Raw genomic sequence first — 23,318 nt, forward strand, 5'->3', positions numbered from 1 at the left:
GGCAGGAAGGCCAACGCAGAACACGCCCCACCCTCAATGAGGGGGAACGTCGTGATGAGCCGGTCGATTCCTTCGACCTCGCATAGGAAAACCCATCAGGGCCGATGATGGCACAGATGCGACGATGATCACAGGGGGGCAGGGGGAGGCTCCCCCAAAGAGCTGTGAACGGTGTCTCAGATCCTGCCGTCGCGCAGGTAGTCGAACAGTTCCGCGTCGCCCTTCAGCCCCAACTTGAGCATGGCATCGCCCTTCTGACGGCTGATGGTGCTGACGCTCTTGTGCAGCTGCAGCGAGATTTCCTTCACCGTCATGCCGGTGCCGAGCAGGCGCAGCACCTCCACTTCGCGCGGTGACAACGGCTTGCCATCGCCCTCGCGCATGCGCCAGCTGCCGGCTTCCTCCACCCGCTCACGCAGGCTGCGGCTGATGTAGGACTGGCCGCGATAGACCGCCTGGATCGCCTGCGGCAGTTCATCCATCGACGAACTCTTGTCGACCAGGCCGAGCACGCCGCTGTCGAGCACCATGCGCAGGATCGCCAGGTTGTTGGAAACGCTGAGCATGAGCACCGGCAGGTCGGGATGGCGGCGGCGGATCATGCCGATCATGGCGAAGCCATCGGCCTGGGGGCTGCCGGGCATCGAATAGTCGGTGACCAGCAGGTCGCAGGGCTGGGTGGTCAGCAGGGTCATCAGCGCCTGGGCGTTGTCGGCCTCGCCAACGACTTTGCCAACGCCGCTGGACTCGATGACGGCGCGGGTACCGATGCGGACCACGGGGTGATCGTCTGCGATGATGATGCGCAAGGTCATGCTCTAGTATGGCCACCGGCACGCCGGACCGCGACTATCGCGGTCCTTGGCAGGACTTCCAGGAGATCGTTGCAGATGCGCAGCTGGGCGGCTCGTGGACTGATCCTGTTGACGACCCTGCTGGCTCTGCCGGCGCTGGCCCAGTCCGCGTCCGCGCCGGGACCGTTGCCGCTCAGTCCCCTGCAGCGCGAATACCTGGCCGCACATCCTGTTGTCGTTGTTGGACAGTATGACAGTGGCTGGCCTCCTTTTGAGTCGATCCAGGACGGGAAGCAGGTGGGCCTCGGCCCGGACTACCTGACGCTTTCGGCCCGTCAGCTTGGACTGAAGGTGGAGACGCGCCGCTTTGCAGACTGGCCCTCGGTGCTGGATGCGGCATGTCGCGGCGAGATCGACGTGGTAATGAACATCGCGCTCAGCGCCGAGCGCACCCGTTGCATGGTCTACACCGCCGCCTATGTCGAAGCACCGCTGGCCATGGTCGGGCGTCCTCAGGACCTGCGTGCTTCGGAGGCACCCGATCTGGATGGCCTGCGCGTTGTGGTCGAGCAGGACTTCATGACCGGGCCGCAGGTGCGTGCGCGATTCCCAAGGGCACGACAACTTGTCGCAGACAACACGCTGACCGCCTTGAACATGGTCAGAGACGACAAAGCCGACATTTTCATCGGTAACGCCTACGTGGCAACGGAACTGATCGCCGCCGCCAAGTTGAAGGGTGTGGTGTTGCTGCGGCCCAGCGATCTGCCCCCGGAGCAGTTGCATTTCGGTGTGCCCAACAGCAAACAACCGTTGTCCGAAGCACTGGATCTGGCGCTTGCCGCTGTCAGCGAAGCTCAGCGCGACACCCTCGCGCAGCGCTGGCTGCCACCGCCGCAGTGGTCGGCGTCGGCGCAGCTGGCGTTGAGCCAGGCCGAGAAACGCGTGCTGCAGCAGCCATTGAAGATCGGCTTTGCGCCCAACGCCGCACCGCTGTCGTTCGCCGACAGGAATGGCAAGCCCAGTGGCCTGACCAATGAATACCTGCAGCGCCTGCTGCAGGCCGGCGCCAACCTGCAGGTTGAAAACAGCCATGACTGGTACGAGGTGCGCGAGAAGGCGCGTCGCGGGGAACTGCAGGCGGTGATCGGCATTCCTTCCGATTCGCGCTATCTGGGGCCGGAATGGGTGTTCAGCCAGCCCTTCATCACCGTGCCCAACGTGATCGTCACCCGCACGGATGGTCCGTCGATGCTGGGCTTGTCGGACCTGGACGGCAAACGCGTGCTGCTGTCCGATCCGGAGCGCATCCGCGGCTACGTGCAGCAGCAGGCGCCGTCGGTGAAGATCGTCGCCGCGCGCAGTGCCGAGCAGGCCCTGCAACGTCTTGCGGATGGCGAGGCCGATGCCTACGTTGGCAACCTGGCGCTGGTCGACCAGCTGCTGCGCAACCGCTTTCCGGGGCGCCTGCAACTGGCTGCGCCAGCCGGGTTCAACGACCAGCTGGCGCTGGCGGTGGAGCGCCGCCATGCGGCCTTGGCCACCACCTTCGACCGCCTGCTGCTGCAGATGGGGCCACGCCAGCGCGAGGCCCTGCGCGGCGATTGGCTGGCGGTGGAATATCGCGATGGGGTGGACTGGCGCACGCTCCTGCGTTGGGGCCTTCCCCTGCTGCTGGTGCTGGCCACCGCGGTGGCGGTGCACGGGTTGGGGCACTGGCGGTTGCGCCGCGAAGTGGCCGGCCGCCGTGAGCTGGAGCAGCGCCTGGCCGAGGTGACCGACAACCTGCCTGCCATCGTCTACCAGGCCCGCCGCGAAGCGGACGGCACCTTGAGCTTTCCCTTCATTGCCGGCGATGTGCAGTCGATGTTCGGCATCAGCCGGCAGCAGGCGGAAGCGGATGGGCAGGCGTTGCTGGCGTGCATCGATGCCGATGACCGTGAAAAGGTGTTGCGTGCGATGGAACTGGCGGCGCGCAATTTCGCGCCGCTTTCCTTCGAGTTCCGTATCCATCGTGACGGAGGCGTGCCCTGCTGGGTGCGCAGCCAGGCCCATCCGTATTCAACCGAAGCGGGCGCGGTGACCTGGAGTGGTTACTGGGTGGACGTGAGCCAGGCGCGCGCGCAGGCCGACGCGCTGGCGGCGGCAATGGTCGAAGCCGAACAGGCGGCAGCAGCGAAGTCGCGCTTCCTGGCTACCATGAGCCATGAAATCCGCACGCCGATGAGTGGTGTGCTGGGCATGCTGGAAGTGCTGGCGCATTCGCCGTTGGACGCCGAACAGCAACGCATCCTCGGCGTGATCGAAGACTCGGCGCAGATGCTGCGGCAGATCCTGGACGACATCCTCGACTATTCGCGGATGGAAGCGGGCGCGCTGCGACTGGAGCCGGTACCGCTGCCGGTGCGGCCCCTGCTGGAAGGGGTGCATCGATTGTTGTTGCCGCAGGCCACGGCGCGCGGCCTGGACCTGCAGCTGGACATCGACGAACAGCTGGCCCAGGCCCATGAAGTGGATGGCGTGCGTTTTCGACAGATCGTGTTCAACCTGGTCAGCAATGCCATCAAGTTCACCGTGAAGGGCTCGGTGCGGCTGCAGCTGGAGGTGCTGGGACCCACTGCGGAGGATGGCAGCCAGCCGCTGCGCCTGAGTGTCACCGATACCGGCATCGGCATTGCGCCGGAGCAGTTGCCGACCCTGTTCGAACCCTTCACCCAGGCCGGCGCGTACATCCAGCGCGACCATGGTGGTGCCGGGCTGGGCCTGAGCATCTGCCGGCGCTTGGTGCAGAAGATGGACGGCGAAATGAAGCTGGAAAGCACGCTGGGCGAAGGGACGCGGGTGGAAGTGCTGCTGTCGCTGGTGGAGGCGCGCAGCGAGGATGTGATGGCGCTGCAGGCCGAGCATCAGCAGATCGCGTTGCTGCCCCCTGATCTGCGCCAGGCACGGGTGATGGTCATTGAAGACCATCCCACCAACCAGGCGATGATGGCCTGGCGCCTGCAGCAGCTGGGTGTGCCGCATGTGCTGGTCGATGACGGGCAGCAGGCCCTGGACCGGCTGGCGGAGGAATCGGAATCCTTCGATCTGGTCATCACCGATTGCCGCATGCCGGTGTTGGATGGATTCGGCTTCACCCGCCTGCTGCGCGAGCGCGAGGGGCGCAACGGCCAGCCGCGGATGCCGGTACTGGCGCTGACCGCCAGCGTGCTTGACGACGACGCACGCCGCTGCCGCGAAGCCGGCATGGATGACGTGCTGGCCAAGCCGTTGTCGTTGGCGACGCTGCGACAGGCGCTGCTGAGCTGGCTGCCGCGCGCGGACGGTGTGGAGGATGACCAGACTGCAGTGGACAGCGACGATGAACCCGATGGCGACGAGGGCCTGCCCGACCTGGCGACCCTGCAGCGGCGCTTCGGTTCGCGCGAGATCGCCCAGCAGCTGCACGACAGCATGATCAAGGCCAGCAACGAGGACATCGCGACCCTGCAGCGCGCGCTGCAGGAAGGCGACCGGGTGACGGCCGCGCTGCATCTGCACCGGCAGGCCGGTGCGCTGGGCGCGGTGGGTGCACGGGGCCTGGCCGATCGCGCCAACGTGCTGGTGGAACGGTTGCAGGCCGCAGGTGATGCCGAGATCGCAGCGGCGATCGCTGATGCCGGACAGTTCGTGGAGCATCTGCAGCACCAGCTGCAGCGCATGGCTCACTGAGCTGCGTGTTCCTGCAGGTAGGCGATCACCAGCGCGCGACGCTCCGCGCTCGGGAACGCGTTGTACATGCGCGTGCCGGGCACCAGATGGGTGGGCGACTGCAGGAAGGTGTCCAGGGTCTGAGCACTCCACACGATGTCGGCGCGGCGCATGGCCTGCGAGTATCCGTAGTCGGGCAGGCTGCCCGCACGACGGCCGATCACCCCATGCAGGTTGGGTCCGAAGCGGTGGATGCCGCCGGCCTTGACGGTGTGGCAGCCGGCACACAGTTCGAACGCCTGCTGCATCGCCTGCTGGCGTGCCTGTTCCGGCGTGCTGGGCACAGCCGGTTGGCGCTGGCACGCGCTGGCGGCCAGGGTCATGGCAACAACAAGAAGCAGATGAAAGGCGCGCATGGCGGGCAGGATAACGGTCGCACGCCACGTGGAGCTGCGACCGGCGGTCGCAGCCCCATCACCGGTCACATGCCGGAGTAGTTCGGTCCGCCGCCGCCCTGCGGGGTCACCCAGACGATGTTCTGGGTCGGGTCCTTGATGTCGCAGGTCTTGCAGTGCACGCAGTTCTGCGCGTTGATCTGCAGCCGCGCATCGTTGCCGTCGCCGACGAATTCGTACACACCCGCCGGGCAGTAGCGTGCTTCCGGGCCAGCGTACTCGGCCAGATTCACCTTCACCGGGATGCTCGCATCCTTCAATGTCAGGTGGCTGGGCTGGTTCTCGTCGTGGTTGGTGCTGCTGAGGAACACCGAGCTGAGGCGGTCGAAGGTCAGCACGCCATCGGGCTTGGGATAGGCAATGCGCGCGTGCTTCGAAGCCGGCTCCAGGCAGGCATGGTCCGGAATGCTGTGGCGCAGGGTCCACGGCGGATTGCGCACGCCCAGCTTCGGCAGCAGCCACTGCTCGATGCCGGTCATCAGCGTGGCCACGGTCTGGCCCTTCTTGAACCACTGCTTGAAGTTCTTCGACAGCTTCAGTTCGTCGTGCAGCCAGCTGGTTTCAAAGGCGGCCGGGTAGGCGCTGAGTTCGTCGTGCTGGCGATCGGACACCAGCGCGTCGAAGGCGGCATCGGCGCACAGCATGCCGGTCTTGATCGCCGCGTGGCTGCCCTTGATGCGGCTGACGTTGAGGTAGCCGGCCTCGCAGCCGACCAGTGCACCGCCGGGGAACACGGTCTTCGGCAGCGACATCAGCCCGCCGGCGGTGATCGCACGCGCGCCGTAGCCGATGCGGGTGCCGCCTTCCAGATGCTTGCGGATCGACGGATGGGTCTTGAAGCGCTGGAACTCCTCGAACGGGCTCAGCCACGGGTTCTTGTAATCCAGGCCGACCACGTAGCCGATGGCGACCTTGCCGCCGTCGGCGTGGTACAGGAACGCACCGCCGTAAGTATCGGTGTCCAACGGCCAGCCGGCAGCGTGCACCACCAGGCCCGGCTCATGCTTGGCCGGGTCGATCTGCCACAGTTCCTTGATGCCGATGCCGTAGGCCTGCGGATCCTTGCCTTCGTCCAGCTTGAAACGGCTGATCAGCTGGCGGCCGAGGTGGCCGCGCGCGCCTTCGGCGAAGATCGTGTACTTCGCCTGCAGCGCCATGCCGCGTTCGAACGCCGGGCCGATGCTGCCGTCCTTTTCGATGCCCATGTCGCCGGTGGCGACGCCGATCACTGCGCCATCATCGCCGTACAGCACTTCGGCGGCGGCGAAGCCCGGGAAGATCGCCACTTCCAGCGCTTCGGCCTGCTGCGCCAGCCAGCGGGTGACCTCGCCCAGGCTGATGATGTAGTTGCCTTCGTTGTGGAAGCACTCGGGCAGCAGCGCGTGCGGGGTGGTGCGCGCGCCGGTCTCGCTGAGGAACAGGAACTCGTCGCGGGTGACCTTCTGCTTCAGCGGTGCGCCGCGCTCGGCCCAGTCCGGGAACAGTTCGGTCAGCGCGCGCGGGTCCATCACCGCACCGGACAGCACGTGCGCGCCGGGCTCGGAACCCTTCTCCAGCACACAGACCGACAGTTCACGACCGGCTTCGATCGCGCGTTGGCGCAGACGGATCGCGGTGGCCAGGCCGGCCGGGCCGGCACCGACGATGACCACGTCGAATTCCATGACTTCACGCGGGGGCAGGGCGTTGGCTTCAGCACTCATCGATTGCATGACTCGTGGGTAGTGCCGGCATCGGGGCCACCGGCGGTTGCCTGGGAATCGCGCGTGCAGCCACGGGCGAAACGGTTGTTTGAATGTTGTCAGGGTACCGGGCTGCGCGTGATCGAGCTAGATCGCCGATGTTCACACCGCGATTGCTGCAATGCAGCGTGCGTGGCTTCGGTAGCCGCCAACCTTGGTTGGCGTCCACTGAAACCCCAGCGCCCACCAGGGTCGGCCTCTACCGGCACACCAAACCCACCCGGATGACCGACAATGGCCAGGTCCCGTCTGCGTGTGAGTGCCATGGCTTTGGATCCGTACGACCTGTTCGATGTCCGTTCCCTGCTCAGCGAGGAAGAGCGCGCGGTACAGGAGAGCGTGGCCCGCTTCACCAACGAGCGCGTGCTGCCGATCATCGGCGATGCCTTCGACCAGGCGCGGTTCCCGTCGGAACTGGTGCCGGAGATCGCTTCGCTGGGTCTGCTCGGCGCCACGCTGCCGGCAGAGTACGGCGGCGGCGACCTTGGCGCGGTCAGTTACGGGCTGATCTGCCAGGAGCTCGAGCGCGGCGATTCGGGCCTGCGCAGCTTCGTGTCGGTGCAGAGCTCGCTGTGCATGTATCCCATCTACGCGTACGGCAGTGAAGAACAGCGCCGGCAGTGGCTGCCGGCGATGGCGCGCGGCGAACTGATCGGTTGCTTCGGCCTGACCGAGGCGCATGGTGGTTCCGACCCGGCCAGCATGAAGACCCGCGCGGTGCGCGACGGCAGCGACTGGCGCATCAGCGGCAGCAAGATGTGGATCACCAGCGGCCCGGTGGCCGACCTGGCCATCATCTGGGCGCAGACCGAAGACGGCATCCAGGGCTTCGTGCTGGAGAAGGGCATGCCCGGTTTCACCACCCAGGAAATCAAGCACAAGATGAGCCTGCGCGCGTCGCTGACCGGCGCGCTGTTCTTCGACGACGTGCGCGTGCCCGACAGCCACCGCCTGCCGAACGTGAAGGGGCTGAAGGGGCCGCTGGGCTGCCTGACCCAGGCGCGTTTCGGCATCAGCTGGGGCCCGATCGGCTCGGCCATCGCCTGCCTGGACGAAGCGCTGGGCTATGCCAAGGAGCGCGTGCTGTTCGGCCGTCCGTTGGCCGCCACGCAGAGCGCGCAGATCAAGCTGGCCGAGATGGCCCGGCGCATCACCATGGCGCAGCTGCTGGCGCTGCAGCTCGGCCGACTGAAGGAGGCCGGGCAGGTGCAGCCGCAGCAGGTCAGCCTGGCCAAGTGGAACAACTGCCGCATGGCGATCGACATCGCCCGCGAGTGTCGCGATCTGCTGGGTGGCGCCGGCATCACCACCGAGCACGTGGCGATCCGCCATGCGCTGAACCTGGAGTCGGTGATCACCTATGAAGGCACCGAGACCGTGCACCAGCTGGTGATCGGCCGCGAGCTGACCGGCATCAACGCGTTCTGAAAGCGATCCACGCATGGCGTGGATCTACCGGGATGGCGGTAGTCGCCAACCTTGGTTGGCGCTCCCGTGCCGACCAAGGTCGGCATCTACCAGACGATCATCCACGCGGGGCGTGGATCTACTGGCCGCCGGCAAACCCGTGCTGGCGCCACGCCTCGTACATCACCACCGCAACGGTGTTGGAAAGATTGAGGCTGCGGTTGTCCGGCCGCATCGGCAGGCGCAGGCGGCGACCATCGGGCAGGGCATCGAGCACGTCCTGCGGCAGGCCACGACTTTCCGGGCCGAACAGGAAGGCATCACCGTCTTCGAACGCCACGCTGTCATAGCGGACGCTGGCACGCGTACTCAGGGCGAACAACCGCTTCGGTGCGATCCGCGCCAGCGCAGTGTCCAGGTCGGGATGCACCTGCAGGCGCGAGTACTCGTGGTAGTCCAGGCCGGCGCGCTTGAGCTGCTTGTCTTCCAGTGCGAAGCCGAGCGGCTCGACCAGGTGCAGCTGCGCGCCGGTGTTGGCGCAGAGCCGGATCACATTGCCCGTGTTGGGCGGGATTTCCGGTTGGAACAGGATCACGTGGAACTGGGGCGCGGCATTCATCGGCGCAGTGTACCTGCGACGGCCGCCGCCTTTACGACGCACGCCCTGCGATGGGCAGGGCGGACGTCGCTTACGGGCGCAGCAGGACCTGGGCGGTTTCGGCAGCGAAGGCCTGCAGCTGGGCGGCGCTCGGACGCACCTGCAGGGCCGGCAGGTTGACGATCACCTGGTTGGCGACGCTGGTGGCGGCGGCGGCCAGGGTGGCGGCGTAGCGCTGGGCTTCCTGCTCGGCAGCCAGGGCGACACGCTGTTCCAGGCTCGGGCGCACTTCAACCGAGGCCAGGGTGGTGATCGGCAGCACGGCGGCGACCGGGGTGGCGATGAAGCCGTCGCGCTCGGCCAGCTGGTCGCTGCTCGGGCGCACTTCAACGGTGGCCAGGGTGCGGATGCCGCTGGCCTGTTCCCAAGCCTGCTGGACCAGCTGGTCGGCGGCCGGGCGGACCTGCACGGTGGACAGGGTCTTGATGGATTCGGAGGCCTGCACCGACGAAACAACCGCGGTGCCGGCGATCAGGGCGATGGCGATGGCAATGGTCTTGGCGTTCATGACGGGGCCTGTTTAGTGTTGGTGGGCAGTGGTGTGGTAGTAAGGTAGAACACCAGTTCTGGGGATGCAAGCGGAATTTTCGATTTCCTGCTTTTGTTCAGTCTTCAGTCAGGTTTTGTCTGAAGCCCTTGCTGGCGCAGGAAAGACAAAGCAATCCCCGTGCCAACTTTTACTCATTGATTCATAAGGGTTTTATGTGGTGTGAAAAGTGTCCGCTGGGCGGACACCTGTCCATTCGGGGTGCCGCGGACACTGTCCGGACGTGAATCACCGCCGTTCGTGACCCCGAAAAGCCGATCGCGATGGCCGATGTGGCCGATCACCCCCAGTGACTGGTGGCCGATACCGGTGGCCGCACGCCCGCGCTAGGATCGGGATTCACCTATGTGACCAAGGACCCGGATATGTCGCTCACCCTGCGCCCGCGCGCCGCGCTGCTCGCTGTTGCTCTCAGTACTGCTCTCGGCACGCTCGCGCCGACCTACGCGCTGGCGGCCAAGCCGGCCGCGACCAGCAAGGTCGACATCCCGTTCGAGCAGTTCACCCTGCCCAACGGCCTGCGGGTGGTGGTGCATACCGATCGCAAGGCACCGATCGTCGCGGTCAACATCTGGTACCACGTCGGCAGCAAGGACGAGCCCGCCGGCCGTACCGGCTTCGCGCATCTGTTTGAACACCTGATGTTCCAGAGCAGCGAGAACCACGACGGCGAGTACTTCGAGCCCTTCAAGCAGGTGGGCGCCACCGGCCAGAACGGCACCACCAATACCGACCGCACCAATTACTTCGAGAACGTGCCGACCACCGCGCTGGACATGGCGCTGTGGATGGAATCGGACCGCATGGGCCATCTGGTTGGCGCGATCGACCAGGCCGCGCTGGATGAGCAGCGTGGCGTGGTGCAGAACGAGAAGCGCCAGGGCGAGAACCAGCCCTATGGCCAGGTGTGGGAACAGCTCAACCGCGCGCTGTACCCGGTGGGCCATCCGTACCACCACAGCGTGATCGGCTCGATGAACGATCTCAACGCCGCCTCGCTGGATGACGTCAAGACCTGGTTCCGCACCTGGTATGGCCCGAACAACGCAGTGCTGGTGCTGGCCGGTGACATCGATCTGGCCACGGCAAAGGAAAAGGCCGCCAAGTACTTCGGCAGCATCCCGGCTGGCCCGACGATGGCGCAGCCGAAGGTCGACGTTGCCAAGCGCCCGGCCGACACCCGCGAGGTGATGACCGACAAGGTGCCGCAGGCGCGCATCTACCGCGCCTGGAACGTGGCCCAGGTTGGCACCACCGACGTCGACCAGCTGCAGCTGCTGGCCTATGTGCTCGGCGGCGCCAAGTCTTCGCGCCTGAGCCAGCGCCTGCAGCACCAGGACAAGCTGGTGGACAACATCAGCGCCGGCGCCTACGCCTCGCAGCTGGGTTCCAACTTCATGGTGATGGCCACGGTGAAGCAGGGCCAGGATCCGGCCAAGGTCGAAAAGATCATCGATGAGGAAATCGAGCGCCTGCTCAAGGAGGGCCCGACCGCCGAAGAACTGGCACGCGCCAAGACCGGCTCCCGTGCCGGTTTCATCCGCGGTATCGAGCGCATCGGCGGCTTCGGCGGCAAGGCCGACGCGCTGGCCGAATGCACGGTGTACACCGGCGACCCGGGTTGCTTCCGCACCTCGCTGGCCAACATCGACAAGGCCACCGCTGCCGACCTCAAGCGCCTGGGCGCGCAGTGGCTGGACAAGGGCAGCCACACCCTGGTGGTCGAGCCGGGTGAACGCGTTGCGCTGAAGGAAGATCCGTCGCAGGCGCCGAAGCCGTTCAACGTGCCGGCGGTGGACAGCAAGTACAGCACCCTGCCCGAGCAGGTGGACCGCAAGGCCGGCGTGCCGCAGACCCGCGAGTTCCCGCAGTTGAAGTTCCCGGCACTGCAGCGCGCCACGCTGAAGAACGGCACCCAGGTGGTGCTGGCCGAGCGCCATGAAATTCCGGTGGTGCAGTTCAGCTACCAGTTCCCGGGCGGCTTCACCGCTGACCAGGGCCGCAAGCCGGGCACCGCCAACTTCACCATGAGCCTGATGACCGAAGGCGCCGGCAAGCTGGGTTCGCTGGCCTTCGCCGATGCGGCCGATGCGCTGGGTGCGGACCTGGATGCTTCCGCCGGCCTGGATTCGGTGGACGTTGAACTGTCCGCGCTGAAGGAGAACCTGGTGCCGTCGCTGGCGCTGTATGCCAGCCTGCTGCGCGAGCCGCGCTTCGAGCAGAGCGAGATCGACCGGGTCAAGGCGACCTGGATCGCCGGCATCCAGCAGGAGAAGGTCAATCCGGGTGCGGTGGCGATGCGCGTGCTGCCGCCGCTGCTGTACGGCAAGGGCCACCCCTACGCGATTCCGTTCACCGGCAGCGGTGATGAAGCGGCGATCAGCAGCCTGGGTCGCGAGGACCTGGTCGACTTCCACCGCGACTGGCTGCGTCCGCAGGACGGCACCCTGATCGTGGTCGGCGACACCACCCTGGCCGAGATCGTGCCGCTGCTGGACAAGCAGCTGGGCGACTGGAAGGCCACCGGTGATGCGCCGACGATCAAGGCCACCACCGCCGTGGCACTGCCGAAGAGCCCGCGCGTGTTCCTGATCGACCAGCCGGGCGCGGTGCAGGCCAACCTGTTCGCCGGCCAGGTCGTGCCGCCGTCCAGCGACGCTAGCTCGACCCGCTTCGACATCGCCAACGGTGTGATTGGTGGCGACTTCACCTCGCGCCTGAACATGAACCTGCGCGAGGACAAGCACTGGTCCTACGGTGCCCGCACCAGCGCCAGCAACACCGTGGGCCAGCGCCCGTGGATGGCGATGGCACCGGTGCAGATCGACAAGACCGGCCCGGCCATGGCCGAAATGCGCAAGGAGATCGCCGAGTTCGCCAACGGCAGCAAGCCGGCGACCGACGCTGAAGTGGCGCGCATCCGCAACATCCAGACCCTGAGCCTGCCCGGTGCCTACGAGACCGCCAGCGCGGTGGCCGCGACCATCGGCACCATCGTGCAGTTCAAGCGTCCGGATGACTACGTGCTGCGCCGCAAGGCCGAGATCGAAGCGATGACCCCGGCACAGGTGCAGCAGGCGGCGGCGGAGATCAAGCCACAGGCGCTGACCTGGGTGGTGGTGGGTGACCTCAAGCAGACCGAAGCGGCCGTGCGCGCCTTGAACCTGGGCGAAGTGACCGTGATTGATGCCGAAGGCAACCCGGTCAAGAAATAAGGGACAGGCCTGCCCGCTCTAGCGGGCAGGCCTCCTGCGGGTAGCGCCGGGCCATGCCCGGCGAGCGCGTAGCGCGGCATCTGGACGTCTTCGAAGAACCGCCGGGCATGGCCCGGCGCTACCGCAGCCCCGCTCCGGCTATCCCTGATTCAGACGGTTCAGGCACACTCCTGACATTCCCTTCCAGGATCCTGCCCATGCGCGTTCTGCTGCTGTCGTCCCTGTTGCTCACCGTCACCGCCTGCACCTGGGTGCCGATCGAACCGGCCGGCAAGGCGACCCGCGTGCTGCCGGCAGGCCCGGTACCGGCCGGGTGCATCTCCAAGGGCGAAGTGGTGGTGACCGTGAAGAGCAAGGTCGGCTTCTACAACCGCAACCCGCTGCGCGTGCAGGAAGAGCTGGAAACCCTGGCCCGCAATGAAGCCCCGACCACCGGCGCCAACGCCGTGCAGGCCGCTGCGGCCCCGGCCGATGGCAGCCAGCGCTTCGCTGCTTTCCAGTGCCCGCCGCGCTGAATCCTTCACCATACGGCCAAGGCTGAATTCGTAAAGATGCGGTGAAGGCCCGGGGGGTTATAGAATAGCGCCCCCTTTGCCTGAGCCTTGGCGCTAACCTCGATGCTCTTCAAGAATGTCTCGATTGCCGGCCTGGCTCACGTTGATGCGCCGCACACGCTGACGACCAAGGAAATCAACGAACGGCTGCAGCCGACGCTGGATCGCCTTGGTATCCGTACCGATGTCCTCGGTGACATCGCCGGCATCCACGCACGCCGCCTGTGGGACAACGGCGTGCTGGCGTCCGACGCGGCCACCATGGCCGGCCGCAAGGCACTGGAAGACGCAGGCATCGATGCGACGCAGGTGGGCCTGTTGATCAACACCTCGGTCAGCCGTGACTACCTGGAGCCGTCCACCGCGTCCATCGTGTCCGGCAACCTCGGTGTCAGCGACGAATGCATGACCTTCGACGTCGCCAATGCCTGCCTCGCTTTCATCAACGGCATGGACATCGCTGCGCGCATGCTCGAGCGCGGTGAGATCGACTACGCGCTGGTGGTGGATGGCGAGACCGCCAACCTGGTGTACGAAAAGACCCTGGAGCGGATGACCGCGCCGGACGTCACCGCCGACGACTTCCGCAATGAGCTGGCGGCGCTGACCACCGGTTCCGGTGCGGCTGCGATGGTGATGGCCCGTTCGGAGCTGGTGCCCGACGCACCGCGCTACAAGGGTGGCGTGACCCGTTCGGCCACCGAGTGGAACCAGCTGTGCCTGGGCAACCTGGACCGCATGGTCACCGACACCCGCATGCTGCTGATCGAGGGCATCAAGCTGGCCCAGAAGACCTTCGCCGCCGCCAAGATCGCACTGGGCTGGGCAGTGGAAGAGCTGGACCAGTTCGTCATCCACCAGGTCAGCCAGCCGCACACCGCTGCGTTCATCAAGAATTTCGGCATCGACCCGAAGAAGGTCATGACCATCTTCGGCGAGCACGGCAACATCGGTCCGGCCTCGGTGCCGATCGTGCTGAGCAAGCTCAAGCAGCTGGGCAAGCTGAAGAAGGGCGATCGCATCGCGCTTCTGGGCATCGGCTCGGGCCTGAACTGCTCGATGGCCGAAGTGGTCTGGTAAGACCCTTCTGCCAGACTCCCTGTAGAGCCGAGCCCACGCTCGGCTCACGCGCGCAGCGCGGTTCTTCCGCGGCCTGACCGGAGAGCAGCCGAGCATCGGCTCGGCTCTACACTGCGCCGCGATTCTTCCAAGGTGCTCCGCATGCGCGATCTTCCCGGTTACCCCGCCCACCCGCAGCGTTTCGAGGTTCGCCCCGGCCTGTCGATGAACTATCTCGACGAAGGCCCGCGCGACGGCGAGGTGGTGGTGATGGTGCACGGCAACCCGTCGTGGAGCTATTACTGGCGCACGCTGGTGGCCGGCCTGTCGGACAGGTATCGCTGCATCGTGCCGGACCATATCGGCATGGGCCTGTCGGACAAGCCCGACGACAGCCGCTACGAGTACACGCTGCAGTCGCGCGTGGATGATCTGGATGCGCTGCTGAAGCATCTGGGCATCACCGGCCCGGTGACCCTGGCCGTGCACGACTGGGGCGGCATGATCGGCTTCGGCTGGGCGCTGTCGCACCACGATCAGGTCAAGCGCCTGGTGGTGCTCAACACCGCCGCGTTCCCGATGCCGGCGGCGAAGAAGATGCCGTGGCAGATCGCGCTGGGGCGGCACTGGAAGATCGGCGAGTGGATCATCCGCACCTTCAATGCGTTCTCCTCCGGCGCGTCGTGGCTGGGCGTGGAGCGGAAGATGCCGGCCGACGTGCGCCGCGCCTATGTGTCGCCGTACAACAGCTACGCCAACCGCATCAGCACCATCCGCTTCATGCAGGACATCCCGCTGTCGCCGGCCGACAAGGCGTGGTCACTGCTGGAGCGCGCCGGCAAGGCGCTGCCGTCCTTCGCCGATCGGCCGGCCTTCCTCGGCTGGGGCCTGCGCGACTTCGTGTTCGACCACCACTTCCTGAAGGGCTTCCAGGCGGCGTTGCCGAAGGCGCAGGTACATGCCTTCGAGGATGCCGGCCACTACGTGCTGGAAGACAGGCATGAAGTGCTGGTGCCGGAGATCCGCGCGTTCCTGGACAAGAACCCGATCTGATCGGATCCGGGGTCGGATCCCTCTCGTAGAGAGGGCTCTGACCCCATCTGTTACGGATCCCTTCGGTAGCGCCGGGCCATGCCCGGCGTTGTTGTATCCGGGGTCAGAGCCGTTCCCGTACCGGAAACGGATCCGACCCCGCCTGTCATGCCGCGATCGGGGCCTGTGGCGAGGGGCTGTTGCCGTTGTCGTCCGGGTGGTCGTCGTCGTTGCCTGCTTCATCGCGCCAGCGCCAGTCGGCCAGGGTCAGCGGATCCAGGCCATAGGCGATACGGGCCTTGTCGCACTGCGGGCTGGCCTTGCCGTACTCCCATGACGCATCCACTTCGCGGCACACGCTCGGCCGGTTGGGGTGGATCGTGCAGCGCGAATAGACGCCGATCTGCGCGTCCAGCGCCACGCAGCGCACCGGCTTGGAATGGGTGCCGCGCATGCACAGGCGATGCGGGTCGAGGACCTCGGTGAGCTGGTGCGGCACGCCGCCGGGGGTGACCTCGTCCGATTCCATCCAGTGGAAGGCCACGCGGTACTGGGTGCAGCAGGCGCCGCAGGTCATGCAGGGATGTTGCATGGGCAAGCCGCCTCGGGCGGCATCGGGGAAGGGACGAGGATGCGGATTTTCCACGCTGGCGGCCGCCGCGCAAGAAATTCCGTAAGCGGCGACAATGAACGGATGAACCGATCCTGCAATATCGCCGCGCGGCTGCCCGAGCTGGCGCGTGAACGCCCCGACCAGATCGCCATCCGCTGCCCCGGCCGCCGCGGCGCCGGCAACGGCATGGCGGCCTACGACGTGACCCTGGATTACCGCCAGCTGGACGCCCGCAGCGACGCGATGGCGGCCGGCTTGGCCGGCTACGGGATCGGCCGCGGGGTGCGTACGGTGGTCATGGTGCGGCCGTCGCCGGAGTTCTTCCTGTTGATGTTCGCCCTGTTCAAGCTGGGCGCGGTGCCGGTGCTGGTCGATCCGGGCATCGACAAGCGCGCGCTGAAGCAGTGCCTGGACGAGGCTCAGCCACAGGCCTTCATCGGCATCCCGCTGGCCCACGTGGCGCGGCTGGCGCTGCGCTGGGCGCCCTCGGCGACCCGTCTGGTCACGGTGGGCCGTCGGCTCGGCTGGGGTGGCACCACCCTGGCCGCACTGGAGCGTGCCGGCGCCAACAGCGGCGCGATGCTGGCCGACACCGATGGCGAGGACACCGCGGCAATCCTGTTCACCAGTGGCTCCACCGGCGTGCCCAAGGGCGTGGTCTACCGCCACCGCCACTTCGTCGGCCAGATCGAGCTGCTGGGCAGCGCCTTCGGCATGGAGGCGGGCGGGGTGGATCTGCCGACCTTCCCGCCGTTTGCGCTGTTCGATCCCGCGCTTGGCCTGACCTCGGTGATTCCGGACATGGACCCGACCCGGCCGGCACAGGCCGACCCGGCGCGCCTGCATGACGCCATCCAGCGTTTCGGCGTGACCCAGCTGTTCGGCTCGCCTGCGTTGATGCGGGTGCTGGCACGGCACGGGCGGCCGCTGCCGTCGGTGACCCGGGTGACCTCCGCCGGTGCACCGGTGCCGCCGGACGTGGTCGCCACCATCCGCAGCCTGCTGCCGGCCGATGCCCAGTTCTGGACACCGTATGGCGCCACCGAGTGCCTGCCGGTGGCAGTGGTCGAGGGGCGCGAGCTGGAGCGTACGCGTGCAGCCACCGAGGGCGGCGCCGGCACCTGCGTCGGCAGTGTGGTCGCACCGAACGAAGTGCGCATCATCGCCATCGACGACGCGCCGCTGCCGGACTGGTCGCAGGCGCGCGTGCTGGCCGTGGGCGAAGTCGGTGAGATCACCGTGGCCGGGCCGACCGCCACCGACAGTTATTTCAACCGCCCGCAGGCGACGGCAGCGGCGAAGATCAGCGAAACCCTGGCCGATGGCAGCGTCCGCATCGTGCATCGCATGGGCGATGTCGGCTACTTCGATGCGCAGGGGCGGCTGTGGTTCTGTGGCCGCAAGACCCATCGCGTGGAAACCGCGCACGGGCCGATGTACACCGAACAGGTCGAGCCGGTGTTCAACACCGTGGCCGGGGTGGCACGCACGGCGCTGGTCGGCGTCGGCGCAGCCGGTGCGCAGGTGCCGGTGCTGTGCGTGGAGCTGCAGCGTGGCCAGTCCGACAGCCCTGCCTTGCGCGAGGCGCTGCATGCCACGGCCGCTGCGCGTCTGCCCGAGATGAAGCTGGAACACGTGCTGATGCATCCGGCGTTCCCCGTCGATATCCGTCACAACGCCAAGATCGGCCGCGAGAAGCTCGCCGTCTGGGCACGCGCCGAACTGGAGAAGCGCGCATGAAGATCCTGGTCACCGGTGGTGGTGGTTTCCTTGGCCAGGCGCTGTGCCGAGGCCTGGTCGAACGTGGCCACCAGGTGCTGGCGTTCAACCGCAGCCATTACCCGGAACTGCAGGCGCTGGGTGTGGGCCAGATCCGCGGCGACCTGGCCGACCCGCAGGCGGTGCTGCATGCGGTGGCCGGCGTCGATGCGGTGTTCCACAACGGTGCCAAGGCCGGCGCCTGGGGCAGCTATGACAGCTATCACCAGGCCAACGTGGTCGGCACCGACAATGTCATCGCGGCCTGCCGCGCCCATGGCATCGGCAAGCTGGTCTACACCTCAACGCCCAGCGTGACCCATCGCGCCACGCACCCGGTGGAAGGACTGGGTGCGGACGACGTGCCCTATGGCGAGGACTTCCAGGCGCCGTATGCGGCGACCAAGGCGATTGCCGAACAGCGGGTGCTGGCTGCCAATGACGCCACGCTGGCGACGGTGGCGTTGCGCCCGCGGTTGATCTGGGGCCCGGGTGACCAGCAGCTGGTGCCGCGCCTGGCCGAGCGTGCACGCGCTGGCCGCCTGCGCCTGGTGGGCGACGGCAACAACAAGGTCGATACCACCTACATCGACAACGCCGCGCTGGCGCATTTCCTTGCCTTCGAGGCACTGGCACCGGGTGCTGCGTGCGCCGGCAAGGCGTACTTCATTTCCAATGGCGAGCCGCTGCCGATGCGCGAGCTGGTCAACAAGCTGCTGCAGGCGGTGGGCGCTCCAACCGTGGAGAAGGCGATCAGCTTCAAGACCGCGTATCGCATCGGCGCGATCTGCGAGCGGCTGTGGCCGCTGCTGCGCCTGCGTGGCGAGCCGCCGCTGACGCGCTTCCTGGCCGAGCAGCTGTGCACGCCGCACTGGTACAGCATGGAGCCGGCACGTCGTGATTTCGGCTACGTGCCGCAGGTCAGCATCGAAGAAGGACTGCGACGGCTGAAGGCGGCATCATGACGGCGGCATCACCGCGCTGAAGCCTTCATTACGCGCAGAGATCGCCATCACCGGTTGCACACCGGCAGATGCGCAGGATGGACACAACGCCACCCACGGCCGACCACCTGCGAGGAGCACCATGCTGCATTACGCCGTCATCTTCTTTGTCATCGCCATCATCGCCGCCGTGCTCGGCTTCTCCGGCATTGCCGGTGCCGCCAGCAACATTGCCTGGATCCTGTTCGTGGTGTTCCTGGTGCTGGCCGTGATCTCGATGTTCCGCAAGCGCACATGACCGCTTGAATGGTAGTGCCGGCCGCTGGCCGGCAACCTCGACAACCCGGGGTTGCCGGCCAGCGGCTGGCACTACCGAAGCGCGGTCAACGCACCGCGCTATGCAATCCGCGATCGGCTTCGTGCCGTTGCAGCGCCAGTTCGATCAATCGCGTGATCAGCGTGGTGTAGTCCACGCCACTGGCACCCCACAGCTTCGGATACATGCTGATGCGGGTGAAGCCGGGCAGGGTGTTCACTTCGTTGATGACGATCTGGCCATCGGCGGCGAGGAACACATCGACCCGCGCCATGCCAGCGCACTCCAGCGCTTGATAGGCCTGCAACGCGATCTGCTGGATACGTGCCTGCGTTGCCGCATCGATTGCGGCCGGCACCACCACTTCAGCACCGTCTTCGTTGATGTACTTGGTGTCGTAGGCGTAGAACTCGTCGTGCAGTACAACCTCGCCACAGACGCTGGCCTGCGGCCGCTCGTTGCCGAGCACCGCACATTCGATCTCGCGGCCGACCACGGCCGATTCCACCAGTACCTTATGGTCGTAGCGCAGCGCGGTCTGCAATGCCTCGGCGAAACCCTCTGCATCCTTGACCTTGCTCACGCCCACCGATGAGCCCTGGTTGGCCGGCTTGACGAACAGCGGCAGGCCAAGCGCTTCGATCAGTGCCGCGACATCGACCGCATCGGCTTCATGGCGACGGATGCACACCCAGGGCGCCACCTGCAGGCCCGCATCACGCAGCAGGCGCTTGGTCACGTCCTTGTCCATGGCCACCGCCGAGCCCAGCACCGGCGAACCGACGAAGGGCAGGTTGGCCATGCGCAGCAGCCCCTGCAGCGCACCGTCCTCGCCCAGCGGGCCGTGCACGATCGGCAACACCACATCGATCTGCCCCAGCGCGCTGCCCGCATCGGTCGGTTGCAGCTGCGCCTGCTCGGTGCCGGGCAGCACCGCCAACGCAGTACCGGAAGCATGCAGGGCGATGCGCGCCGGATCATCCGCATTGAGCAGGAAGGTATCCGGCTGGCTGAGGTGCCACTGGCCCTGCTTGTCGATGCCGACCAGCACCGGCTCGAAGCGCTCCCGATCCAGCGCATCGAGAATGTTCTTCGCCGACTGCAGCGAAACTTCGTGTTCGGAAGACCTGCCACCGAAGATGATGCCAACCCGGGTCCGTGCCATGGAAGTGCGATGTCCTGTGCGTTGCGTGGCTGCATAGCATGAACCTTCATCGGCCTTCCGCGTGAGGCACAGATGAACCAGAAATCCAGTCGCGCGTGTCATCCACGCATGGCCTGGATCTACCGTGTCGACCAAGGTCGACACCCACCAACAGCAGCAGCCGACCCCGTGCCGTTCCGACAGGTCGCAGGGAACTGTCGAAGTCGGGGTGGGAGGGGCAGGCGGGACCGCAGGCGCCATGGATGGCGCCTACGAGCCCCCATGGATGGGTTTACGGCGTGTCCCGCCTGCCCCTCCCACCCCGACTCCCTCAGCAGACTGCTTCTGACGTTGACCTTGCATCTGCGGGTGCCGGGCGGCAGCCCGGCCCAAGCTCACCACCCACGCAGGTAGAATGCGCACATGGCTCTTTCCCTGCTCAAGTCCCTCAAGCCGGTCGCTGGCCGCGCTCTGCAGATCGCCCTGAACCGCGCGCTGGCGCTGGATCCGGATACCCGCCATGCACTGGCCAGCCTCGACGGTCGCCACATCGACCTGACCCTGGACGCACCGCCGCTGGCGATGCGCATCAGCGTCGACGGCACCCAGTTGCGGGTGGGCCCGGTGGATGCGCAGGAAGCCGACCTGGCCGTGCGCAGCAGCCTGGCCGGTGTGCTGGCGCAGCTGCCGCTGCTGGCGCGCGCCCGCCAAGGTGCTGACAACGGCAAGGGCCGCGTGCGCGTGGCCGGCGATGCCGAGCTGGCGCGCCGCCTGCAGCAACTGGCCAAGGGCTTCGATCCGGACTGGCAGCAGCCGTTCGTCAGCGTGTTCGGTGAAGTGCTGGGCGTGCAGGTGGCCAACACCCTGCGCAGTGCCCTGCAGCACGCCCGCCAGGGCGCGATCGACCTGGCCCACAGTGCCGCTGAATTCATCACCGAGGAATCGCGCGACGTGGTGCCACGTGCCGAACTGGATGCCTTCCACGACGACGTGGACGTACTGCGCGATGATGTCGAGCGCCTCGGCGCACGCGTGCAGCGCCTGCGGGGTGCCGCATGAAGGCGCTGCTGCGGGCCAGCCGCATCGGCCGGGTGATCCTGCGTTACCGCCTTGACGACCTGCTGCAGGACACGCCTGCAGAGCGCTGGCTGCGCCTGGCCAAGCCGTTCGTGCCGCGCGCTTCGGCCGACATCGCCGCACAGTCGCGCGGTGCGCGCCTGCGCCTGGCGCTGCAGGACCTGGGACCGATCTTCGTCAAGTTCGGGCAGATCCTGTCGACCCGCCGCGATCTGGTGCCGCCGGATGTGGCCAATGAGCTGACCCTGCTGCAGGACCGGGTCAAGCCCTTCGACGGCGACGCCGCGCGCCGCATCGTCGAGGAAGCGCTCGGCCTGCCGGTCAGCGAAGCCTTCGCCAGTTTCGATACCGAACCGCTGGCCTCGGCGTCGATCGCGCAGGTACACGCGGCCACCCTGGCCGATGGCCGCCAGGTGGTGGTCAAGGTGCTGCGCCCGGGCATCGAGAAGCAGATCGACGCCGACATCGCCCTGCTCAACTCGCTGGCAACGCTGGTCGAGCGCACCCATCCGCGTGCCGACAAGATCCGTCCGCGCGAAGTGGTGGCCGAGGTCGAAAACACCTTGGCCGCCGAGCTGGACCTGCAGCGCGAAGGCGCCAACGCCAGCGTGCTGCGCCGTTTCTGGGAGAACTCCGACGACCTGTACGTGCCGGAAGTGATCTGGAGCCATACCGCCGAGCGCGCGCTGACCCTGGAGCGCGTATGGGGCATTCCCTCCGATGACATCGCGGCACTGGACAAGGCCGGCATCGACCGCAAGGCGCTGGCCGCCAAGGGGGTGCGGGTGTTCTACACCCAGGTGTTCCGCGACAACTTCTTCCATGCCGACGCGCACGCCGGCAACATCTGGGTCGACATCGATCCGATGCGCCGCGACAACCCGCGCTTCATCGCGCTGGACTTCGGCATCATGGGCCAGCTCTCGCAGGAAGATCAGTACTACCTGGCCGAGAATTTCATGGCCATCTTCAACCGCGACTACCGCCGCATCGCCGAACTGCACGTGCAGGCGCGCTGGATGCCCGACAACGTGCGCATCGATGATCTGGAAGCGGCGGTGCGCTCGGTGTGCGAGCCGTACTTCACCCGCCCGCTGTCGCAGATCTCGCTGGCCGAAGTGCTGATGAAGCTGTTCCGCGTGGCCCAGCGTTACCAGCTGACCCTGCAGCCGCAGCTGATCCTGCTGCAGAAGACCCTGCTCAACATCGAAGGCGTCGGCCGCCAGCTCGATCCGCAGATCGACATCTGGGCGGTGGCCAAGCCGGTGCTGGCGAAGATCCTGCGCGAGCGCTACAGCCCGCGCCGCGTGGTGCGCGAGATCGGCAAGCGCCTGCCGGAAATCATGACCCATGCGCCGGACATGCCTCGCCTGGTGCATGCCTGGCTGACCCAGCAGGTGGAAGGCCGGCATGAACTGGCGATGCGTTCGCGCGACTTGGTTGCGCTCGATGCCAGCCTGCAGCGGCTGCAGAAGCGCGCGGTCGGAGCGATCACTGGCGTTGGTCTACTGGCGATTGCCGCATTGATGTACGTGCTGCAGCCGCCGGGCTGGTACTGGGGCGACGTGCCGGCATGGAGCTGGGTGTCCGGTACCGTCGGCGTGTTCGCACTGGCGCGTGCGTGGTGGCGATGAGTGATGCGCTGAGCGCGCTCAAACACGAGCTGGCGCAGTTTGGCAGTGACAACGATGCGCGCGAAACCGATCGTGGCCGGCGCATGCTCAACATCACTGCCGACACCGGTGAACTGCTGTCGGTGCTGGTGCGGTTCGGCAATGCCCGTCGCGTGCTGGAGATCGGCACGTCCAATGGCTATTCCACGCTGTGGCTGGCCGAGGCCGCCGCTGCCATTGATGGCAGGGTGACCACGCTGGAGTTCGCCGCCGACAAGGTGGCGATGGCCCGTGCGAATTTCGCGCGCAGTGGATTGGGTGAGCGCATCGAACAGGTCCAAGGTGATGCCGGGCAGTGGCTGGCGCAGGCGGCCGATGGCTGCATCGACCTGCTGTTCCTGGATTCGGATCGCGGGCAGTACGCAGGCTGGTGGCCGCAGCTGCGCCGTGTACTGCGCCCCGGCGGTCTGCTGGTGGTCGACAACGCCACCTCGCATGCCGCTGAGATGGAGCCGCTGCGCGCCCTGCTGGCCGCCGACGCGGCGTTCACCACCAGCCTGGTGCCGGTGGGCAATGGCGAACTGCTGGCGCTGCGCAACGCCTGACCGGGCGTCGCCCCGGCAACGCCGGTCGCTGGTCTGCTCCGGTAGTGGGGGGGGGGGGGGGGGGGGAGAGGAACCCAGGGGGGGAGCAAAAGGCC

Annotated in this window: 19 protein-coding genes; 12 read left to right on the top strand and 7 right to left on the bottom strand. The window is 66.9% G+C overall.

All coding sequences use genetic code 11. The features are described from left to right. Positions 1–176 precede the first annotated feature (176 nt). Complete coding sequence (locus tag AC27VL_RS13380; protein ID WP_100554383.1) at positions 177–815, bottom strand: response regulator; 639 nt, start codon at positions 813–815, stop codon at positions 177–179. Between the two features lie 75 nt (positions 816–890). Between AC27VL_RS13380 and AC27VL_RS13385 the strand changes: the two genes are divergently transcribed. Continuing rightward, positions 891–4,505, top strand: a complete 3,615-nt coding sequence (locus AC27VL_RS13385; protein WP_488766875.1) for an ATP-binding protein — start codon at positions 891–893, stop codon at positions 4,503–4,505. Here the strand turns inward: AC27VL_RS13385 and AC27VL_RS13390 are convergent. Then, positions 4,499–4,900 carry a c-type cytochrome gene (locus AC27VL_RS13390; protein WP_488766877.1) on the bottom strand — a complete coding sequence of 134 codons (402 nt, stop codon included), beginning with the start codon at positions 4,898–4,900 and terminating at the stop codon, positions 4,499–4,501. The two genes, AC27VL_RS13385 and AC27VL_RS13390, sit on opposite strands and share 7 nt — an antisense overlap. 65 nt (positions 4,901–4,965) lie before the next feature. Continuing rightward, complete coding sequence (locus AC27VL_RS13395) at positions 4,966–6,642, bottom strand: electron transfer flavoprotein-ubiquinone oxidoreductase (protein WP_488766879.1); 1,677 nt, start codon at positions 6,640–6,642, stop codon at positions 4,966–4,968. A 303-nt stretch (positions 6,643–6,945) separates the two neighbouring features. Here AC27VL_RS13395 and AC27VL_RS13400 point away from each other — a divergent pair, with 303 nt between their 5' ends. Then, entirely contained in the window at positions 6,946–8,109 is a 1,164-nt protein-coding gene (locus tag AC27VL_RS13400) for an acyl-CoA dehydrogenase family protein (RefSeq protein WP_428706132.1), read from the top strand. A 118-nt stretch (positions 8,110–8,227) separates the two neighbouring features. On the opposite strand, the gene AC27VL_RS13405 is transcribed toward AC27VL_RS13400, so the two are convergent. Then, positions 8,228–8,707, bottom strand: coding sequence for a tRNA (cytidine(34)-2'-O)-methyltransferase (locus AC27VL_RS13405; RefSeq protein ID WP_100461853.1), 480 nt, complete (start codon positions 8,705–8,707; stop codon positions 8,228–8,230). A 70-nt stretch (positions 8,708–8,777) separates the two neighbouring features. Next, a complete protein-coding gene (locus tag AC27VL_RS13410) occupies positions 8,778–9,254 on the bottom strand; it encodes an XAC0231 family protein (protein WP_488766881.1) in 477 nt (158 codons plus the stop codon). Positions 9,255–9,658: 404 nt separating this feature from the next. Here AC27VL_RS13410 and AC27VL_RS13415 point away from each other — a divergent pair, with 404 nt between their 5' ends. From AC27VL_RS13415 to AC27VL_RS13430, 4 genes are all read left to right on the top strand, one after another. Next, positions 9,659–12,508 (top strand): M16 family metallopeptidase, encoded by a 2,850-nt coding sequence (locus AC27VL_RS13415; RefSeq protein ID WP_313251986.1) that lies wholly within the window; start codon positions 9,659–9,661, stop codon positions 12,506–12,508. A gap of 197 nt (positions 12,509–12,705) precedes the next feature. Beyond that, positions 12,706–13,023, top strand: coding sequence for a DUF4156 domain-containing protein (locus AC27VL_RS13420; RefSeq protein ID WP_025875855.1), 318 nt, complete (start codon positions 12,706–12,708; stop codon positions 13,021–13,023). A 102-nt stretch (positions 13,024–13,125) separates the two neighbouring features. Beyond that, complete coding sequence (locus tag AC27VL_RS13425; RefSeq protein ID WP_100554389.1) at positions 13,126–14,142, top strand: 3-oxoacyl-ACP synthase III; 1,017 nt, start codon at positions 13,126–13,128, stop codon at positions 14,140–14,142. A 141-nt stretch (positions 14,143–14,283) separates the two neighbouring features. After that, positions 14,284–15,174, top strand: a complete 891-nt coding sequence (locus tag AC27VL_RS13430; protein WP_488766884.1) for an alpha/beta fold hydrolase — start codon at positions 14,284–14,286, stop codon at positions 15,172–15,174. Between the two features lie 145 nt (positions 15,175–15,319). Here AC27VL_RS13430 and AC27VL_RS13435 read toward each other — a convergent pair whose 3' ends face one another. Beyond that, positions 15,320–15,745, bottom strand: coding sequence for a YkgJ family cysteine cluster protein (locus tag AC27VL_RS13435; protein WP_004135417.1), 426 nt, complete (start codon positions 15,743–15,745; stop codon positions 15,320–15,322). A 102-nt stretch (positions 15,746–15,847) separates the two neighbouring features. Here AC27VL_RS13435 and oleC point away from each other — a divergent pair, with 102 nt between their 5' ends. From oleC to AC27VL_RS13450, 3 genes are all read left to right on the top strand, one after another. After that, positions 15,848–17,506: an olefin beta-lactone synthetase gene (gene oleC / locus AC27VL_RS13440; RefSeq protein ID WP_100554391.1), complete on the top strand. Its 1,659-nt coding sequence runs from the start codon at positions 15,848–15,850 to the stop codon at positions 17,504–17,506. Continuing rightward, the gene (gene oleD, locus AC27VL_RS13445) at positions 17,503–18,489 is read left to right on the top strand and encodes a 2-alkyl-3-oxoalkanoate reductase (protein ID WP_100554392.1); all 987 of its coding nucleotides are present in this window, start codon (positions 17,503–17,505) and stop codon (positions 18,487–18,489) included. The genes oleC and oleD overlap by 4 nt, the downstream gene beginning before the upstream one ends. 121 nt (positions 18,490–18,610) lie before the next feature. Next, positions 18,611–18,766, top strand: a complete 156-nt coding sequence (locus tag AC27VL_RS13450) for a DUF1328 domain-containing protein (RefSeq protein WP_025875842.1) — start codon at positions 18,611–18,613, stop codon at positions 18,764–18,766. Between the two features lie 85 nt (positions 18,767–18,851). Here AC27VL_RS13450 and ddlA read toward each other — a convergent pair whose 3' ends face one another. Beyond that, complete coding sequence (gene ddlA, locus AC27VL_RS13455) at positions 18,852–19,949, bottom strand: D-alanine--D-alanine ligase (protein ID WP_100554393.1); 1,098 nt, start codon at positions 19,947–19,949, stop codon at positions 18,852–18,854. Between the two features lie 402 nt (positions 19,950–20,351). On the opposite strand from ddlA, the gene AC27VL_RS13460 reads away from it, so the two are divergent. From AC27VL_RS13460 to AC27VL_RS13470, 3 genes are read left to right on the top strand one after another with little or no spacing between them, the layout of a single operon-like run. Then, positions 20,352–20,987 (top strand): ubiquinone biosynthesis accessory factor UbiJ, encoded by a 636-nt coding sequence (locus AC27VL_RS13460; RefSeq protein WP_100554394.1) that lies wholly within the window; start codon positions 20,352–20,354, stop codon positions 20,985–20,987. Further along, positions 20,984–22,639 carry a ubiquinone biosynthesis regulatory protein kinase UbiB gene (ubiB, locus tag AC27VL_RS13465; protein WP_100461861.1) on the top strand — a complete coding sequence of 552 codons (1,656 nt, stop codon included), beginning with the start codon at positions 20,984–20,986 and terminating at the stop codon, positions 22,637–22,639. Before AC27VL_RS13460 ends, ubiB begins: the two co-directional genes overlap by 4 nt. Next, entirely contained in the window at positions 22,636–23,223 is a 588-nt protein-coding gene (locus tag AC27VL_RS13470; protein WP_488766889.1) for an O-methyltransferase, read from the top strand. Before ubiB ends, AC27VL_RS13470 begins: the two co-directional genes overlap by 4 nt. Positions 23,224–23,318: the final 95 nt, after the last annotated feature.

It is taken from the genome of Stenotrophomonas sp. 14P6.2.3, from assembly GCF_057799055.1.

Bases quoted from the DNA above. Each gene is read 5' to 3' on its own strand.
- AC27VL_RS13380 (WP_100554383.1), bottom strand. From the start codon at position 815: ATGACCTTGCGCATCATCATCGCAGACGATCACCCCGTGGTCCGCATC.
- AC27VL_RS13385 (WP_488766875.1), top strand. From the start codon at position 891: ATGCGCAGCTGGGCGGCTCGTGGACTGATCCTGTTGACGACCCTGCTG.
- AC27VL_RS13390 (WP_488766877.1), bottom strand. From the start codon at position 4,900: ATGCGCGCCTTTCATCTGCTTCTTGTTGTTGCCATGACCCTGGCCGCC.
- AC27VL_RS13395 (WP_488766879.1), bottom strand. From the start codon at position 6,642: ATGAGTGCTGAAGCCAACGCCCTGCCCCCGCGTGAAGTCATGGAATTC.
- AC27VL_RS13400 (WP_428706132.1), top strand. From the start codon at position 6,946: ATGGCTTTGGATCCGTACGACCTGTTCGATGTCCGTTCCCTGCTCAGC.
- AC27VL_RS13405 (WP_100461853.1), bottom strand. From the start codon at position 8,707: ATGAATGCCGCGCCCCAGTTCCACGTGATCCTGTTCCAACCGGAAATC.
- AC27VL_RS13410 (WP_488766881.1), bottom strand. From the start codon at position 9,254: ATGAACGCCAAGACCATTGCCATCGCCATCGCCCTGATCGCCGGCACC.
- AC27VL_RS13415 (WP_313251986.1), top strand. From the start codon at position 9,659: ATGTCGCTCACCCTGCGCCCGCGCGCCGCGCTGCTCGCTGTTGCTCTC.
- AC27VL_RS13420 (WP_025875855.1), top strand. From the start codon at position 12,706: ATGCGCGTTCTGCTGCTGTCGTCCCTGTTGCTCACCGTCACCGCCTGC.
- AC27VL_RS13425 (WP_100554389.1), top strand. From the start codon at position 13,126: ATGCTCTTCAAGAATGTCTCGATTGCCGGCCTGGCTCACGTTGATGCG.
- AC27VL_RS13430 (WP_488766884.1), top strand. From the start codon at position 14,284: ATGCGCGATCTTCCCGGTTACCCCGCCCACCCGCAGCGTTTCGAGGTT.
- AC27VL_RS13435 (WP_004135417.1), bottom strand. From the start codon at position 15,745: ATGCAACATCCCTGCATGACCTGCGGCGCCTGCTGCACCCAGTACCGC.
- oleC (WP_100554391.1), top strand. From the start codon at position 15,848: ATGAACCGATCCTGCAATATCGCCGCGCGGCTGCCCGAGCTGGCGCGT.
- oleD (WP_100554392.1), top strand. From the start codon at position 17,503: ATGAAGATCCTGGTCACCGGTGGTGGTGGTTTCCTTGGCCAGGCGCTG.
- AC27VL_RS13450 (WP_025875842.1), top strand. From the start codon at position 18,611: ATGCTGCATTACGCCGTCATCTTCTTTGTCATCGCCATCATCGCCGCC.
- ddlA (WP_100554393.1), bottom strand. From the start codon at position 19,949: ATGGCACGGACCCGGGTTGGCATCATCTTCGGTGGCAGGTCTTCCGAA.
- AC27VL_RS13460 (WP_100554394.1), top strand. From the start codon at position 20,352: ATGGCTCTTTCCCTGCTCAAGTCCCTCAAGCCGGTCGCTGGCCGCGCT.
- ubiB (WP_100461861.1), top strand. From the start codon at position 20,984: ATGAAGGCGCTGCTGCGGGCCAGCCGCATCGGCCGGGTGATCCTGCGT.
- AC27VL_RS13470 (WP_488766889.1), top strand. From the start codon at position 22,636: ATGAGTGATGCGCTGAGCGCGCTCAAACACGAGCTGGCGCAGTTTGGC.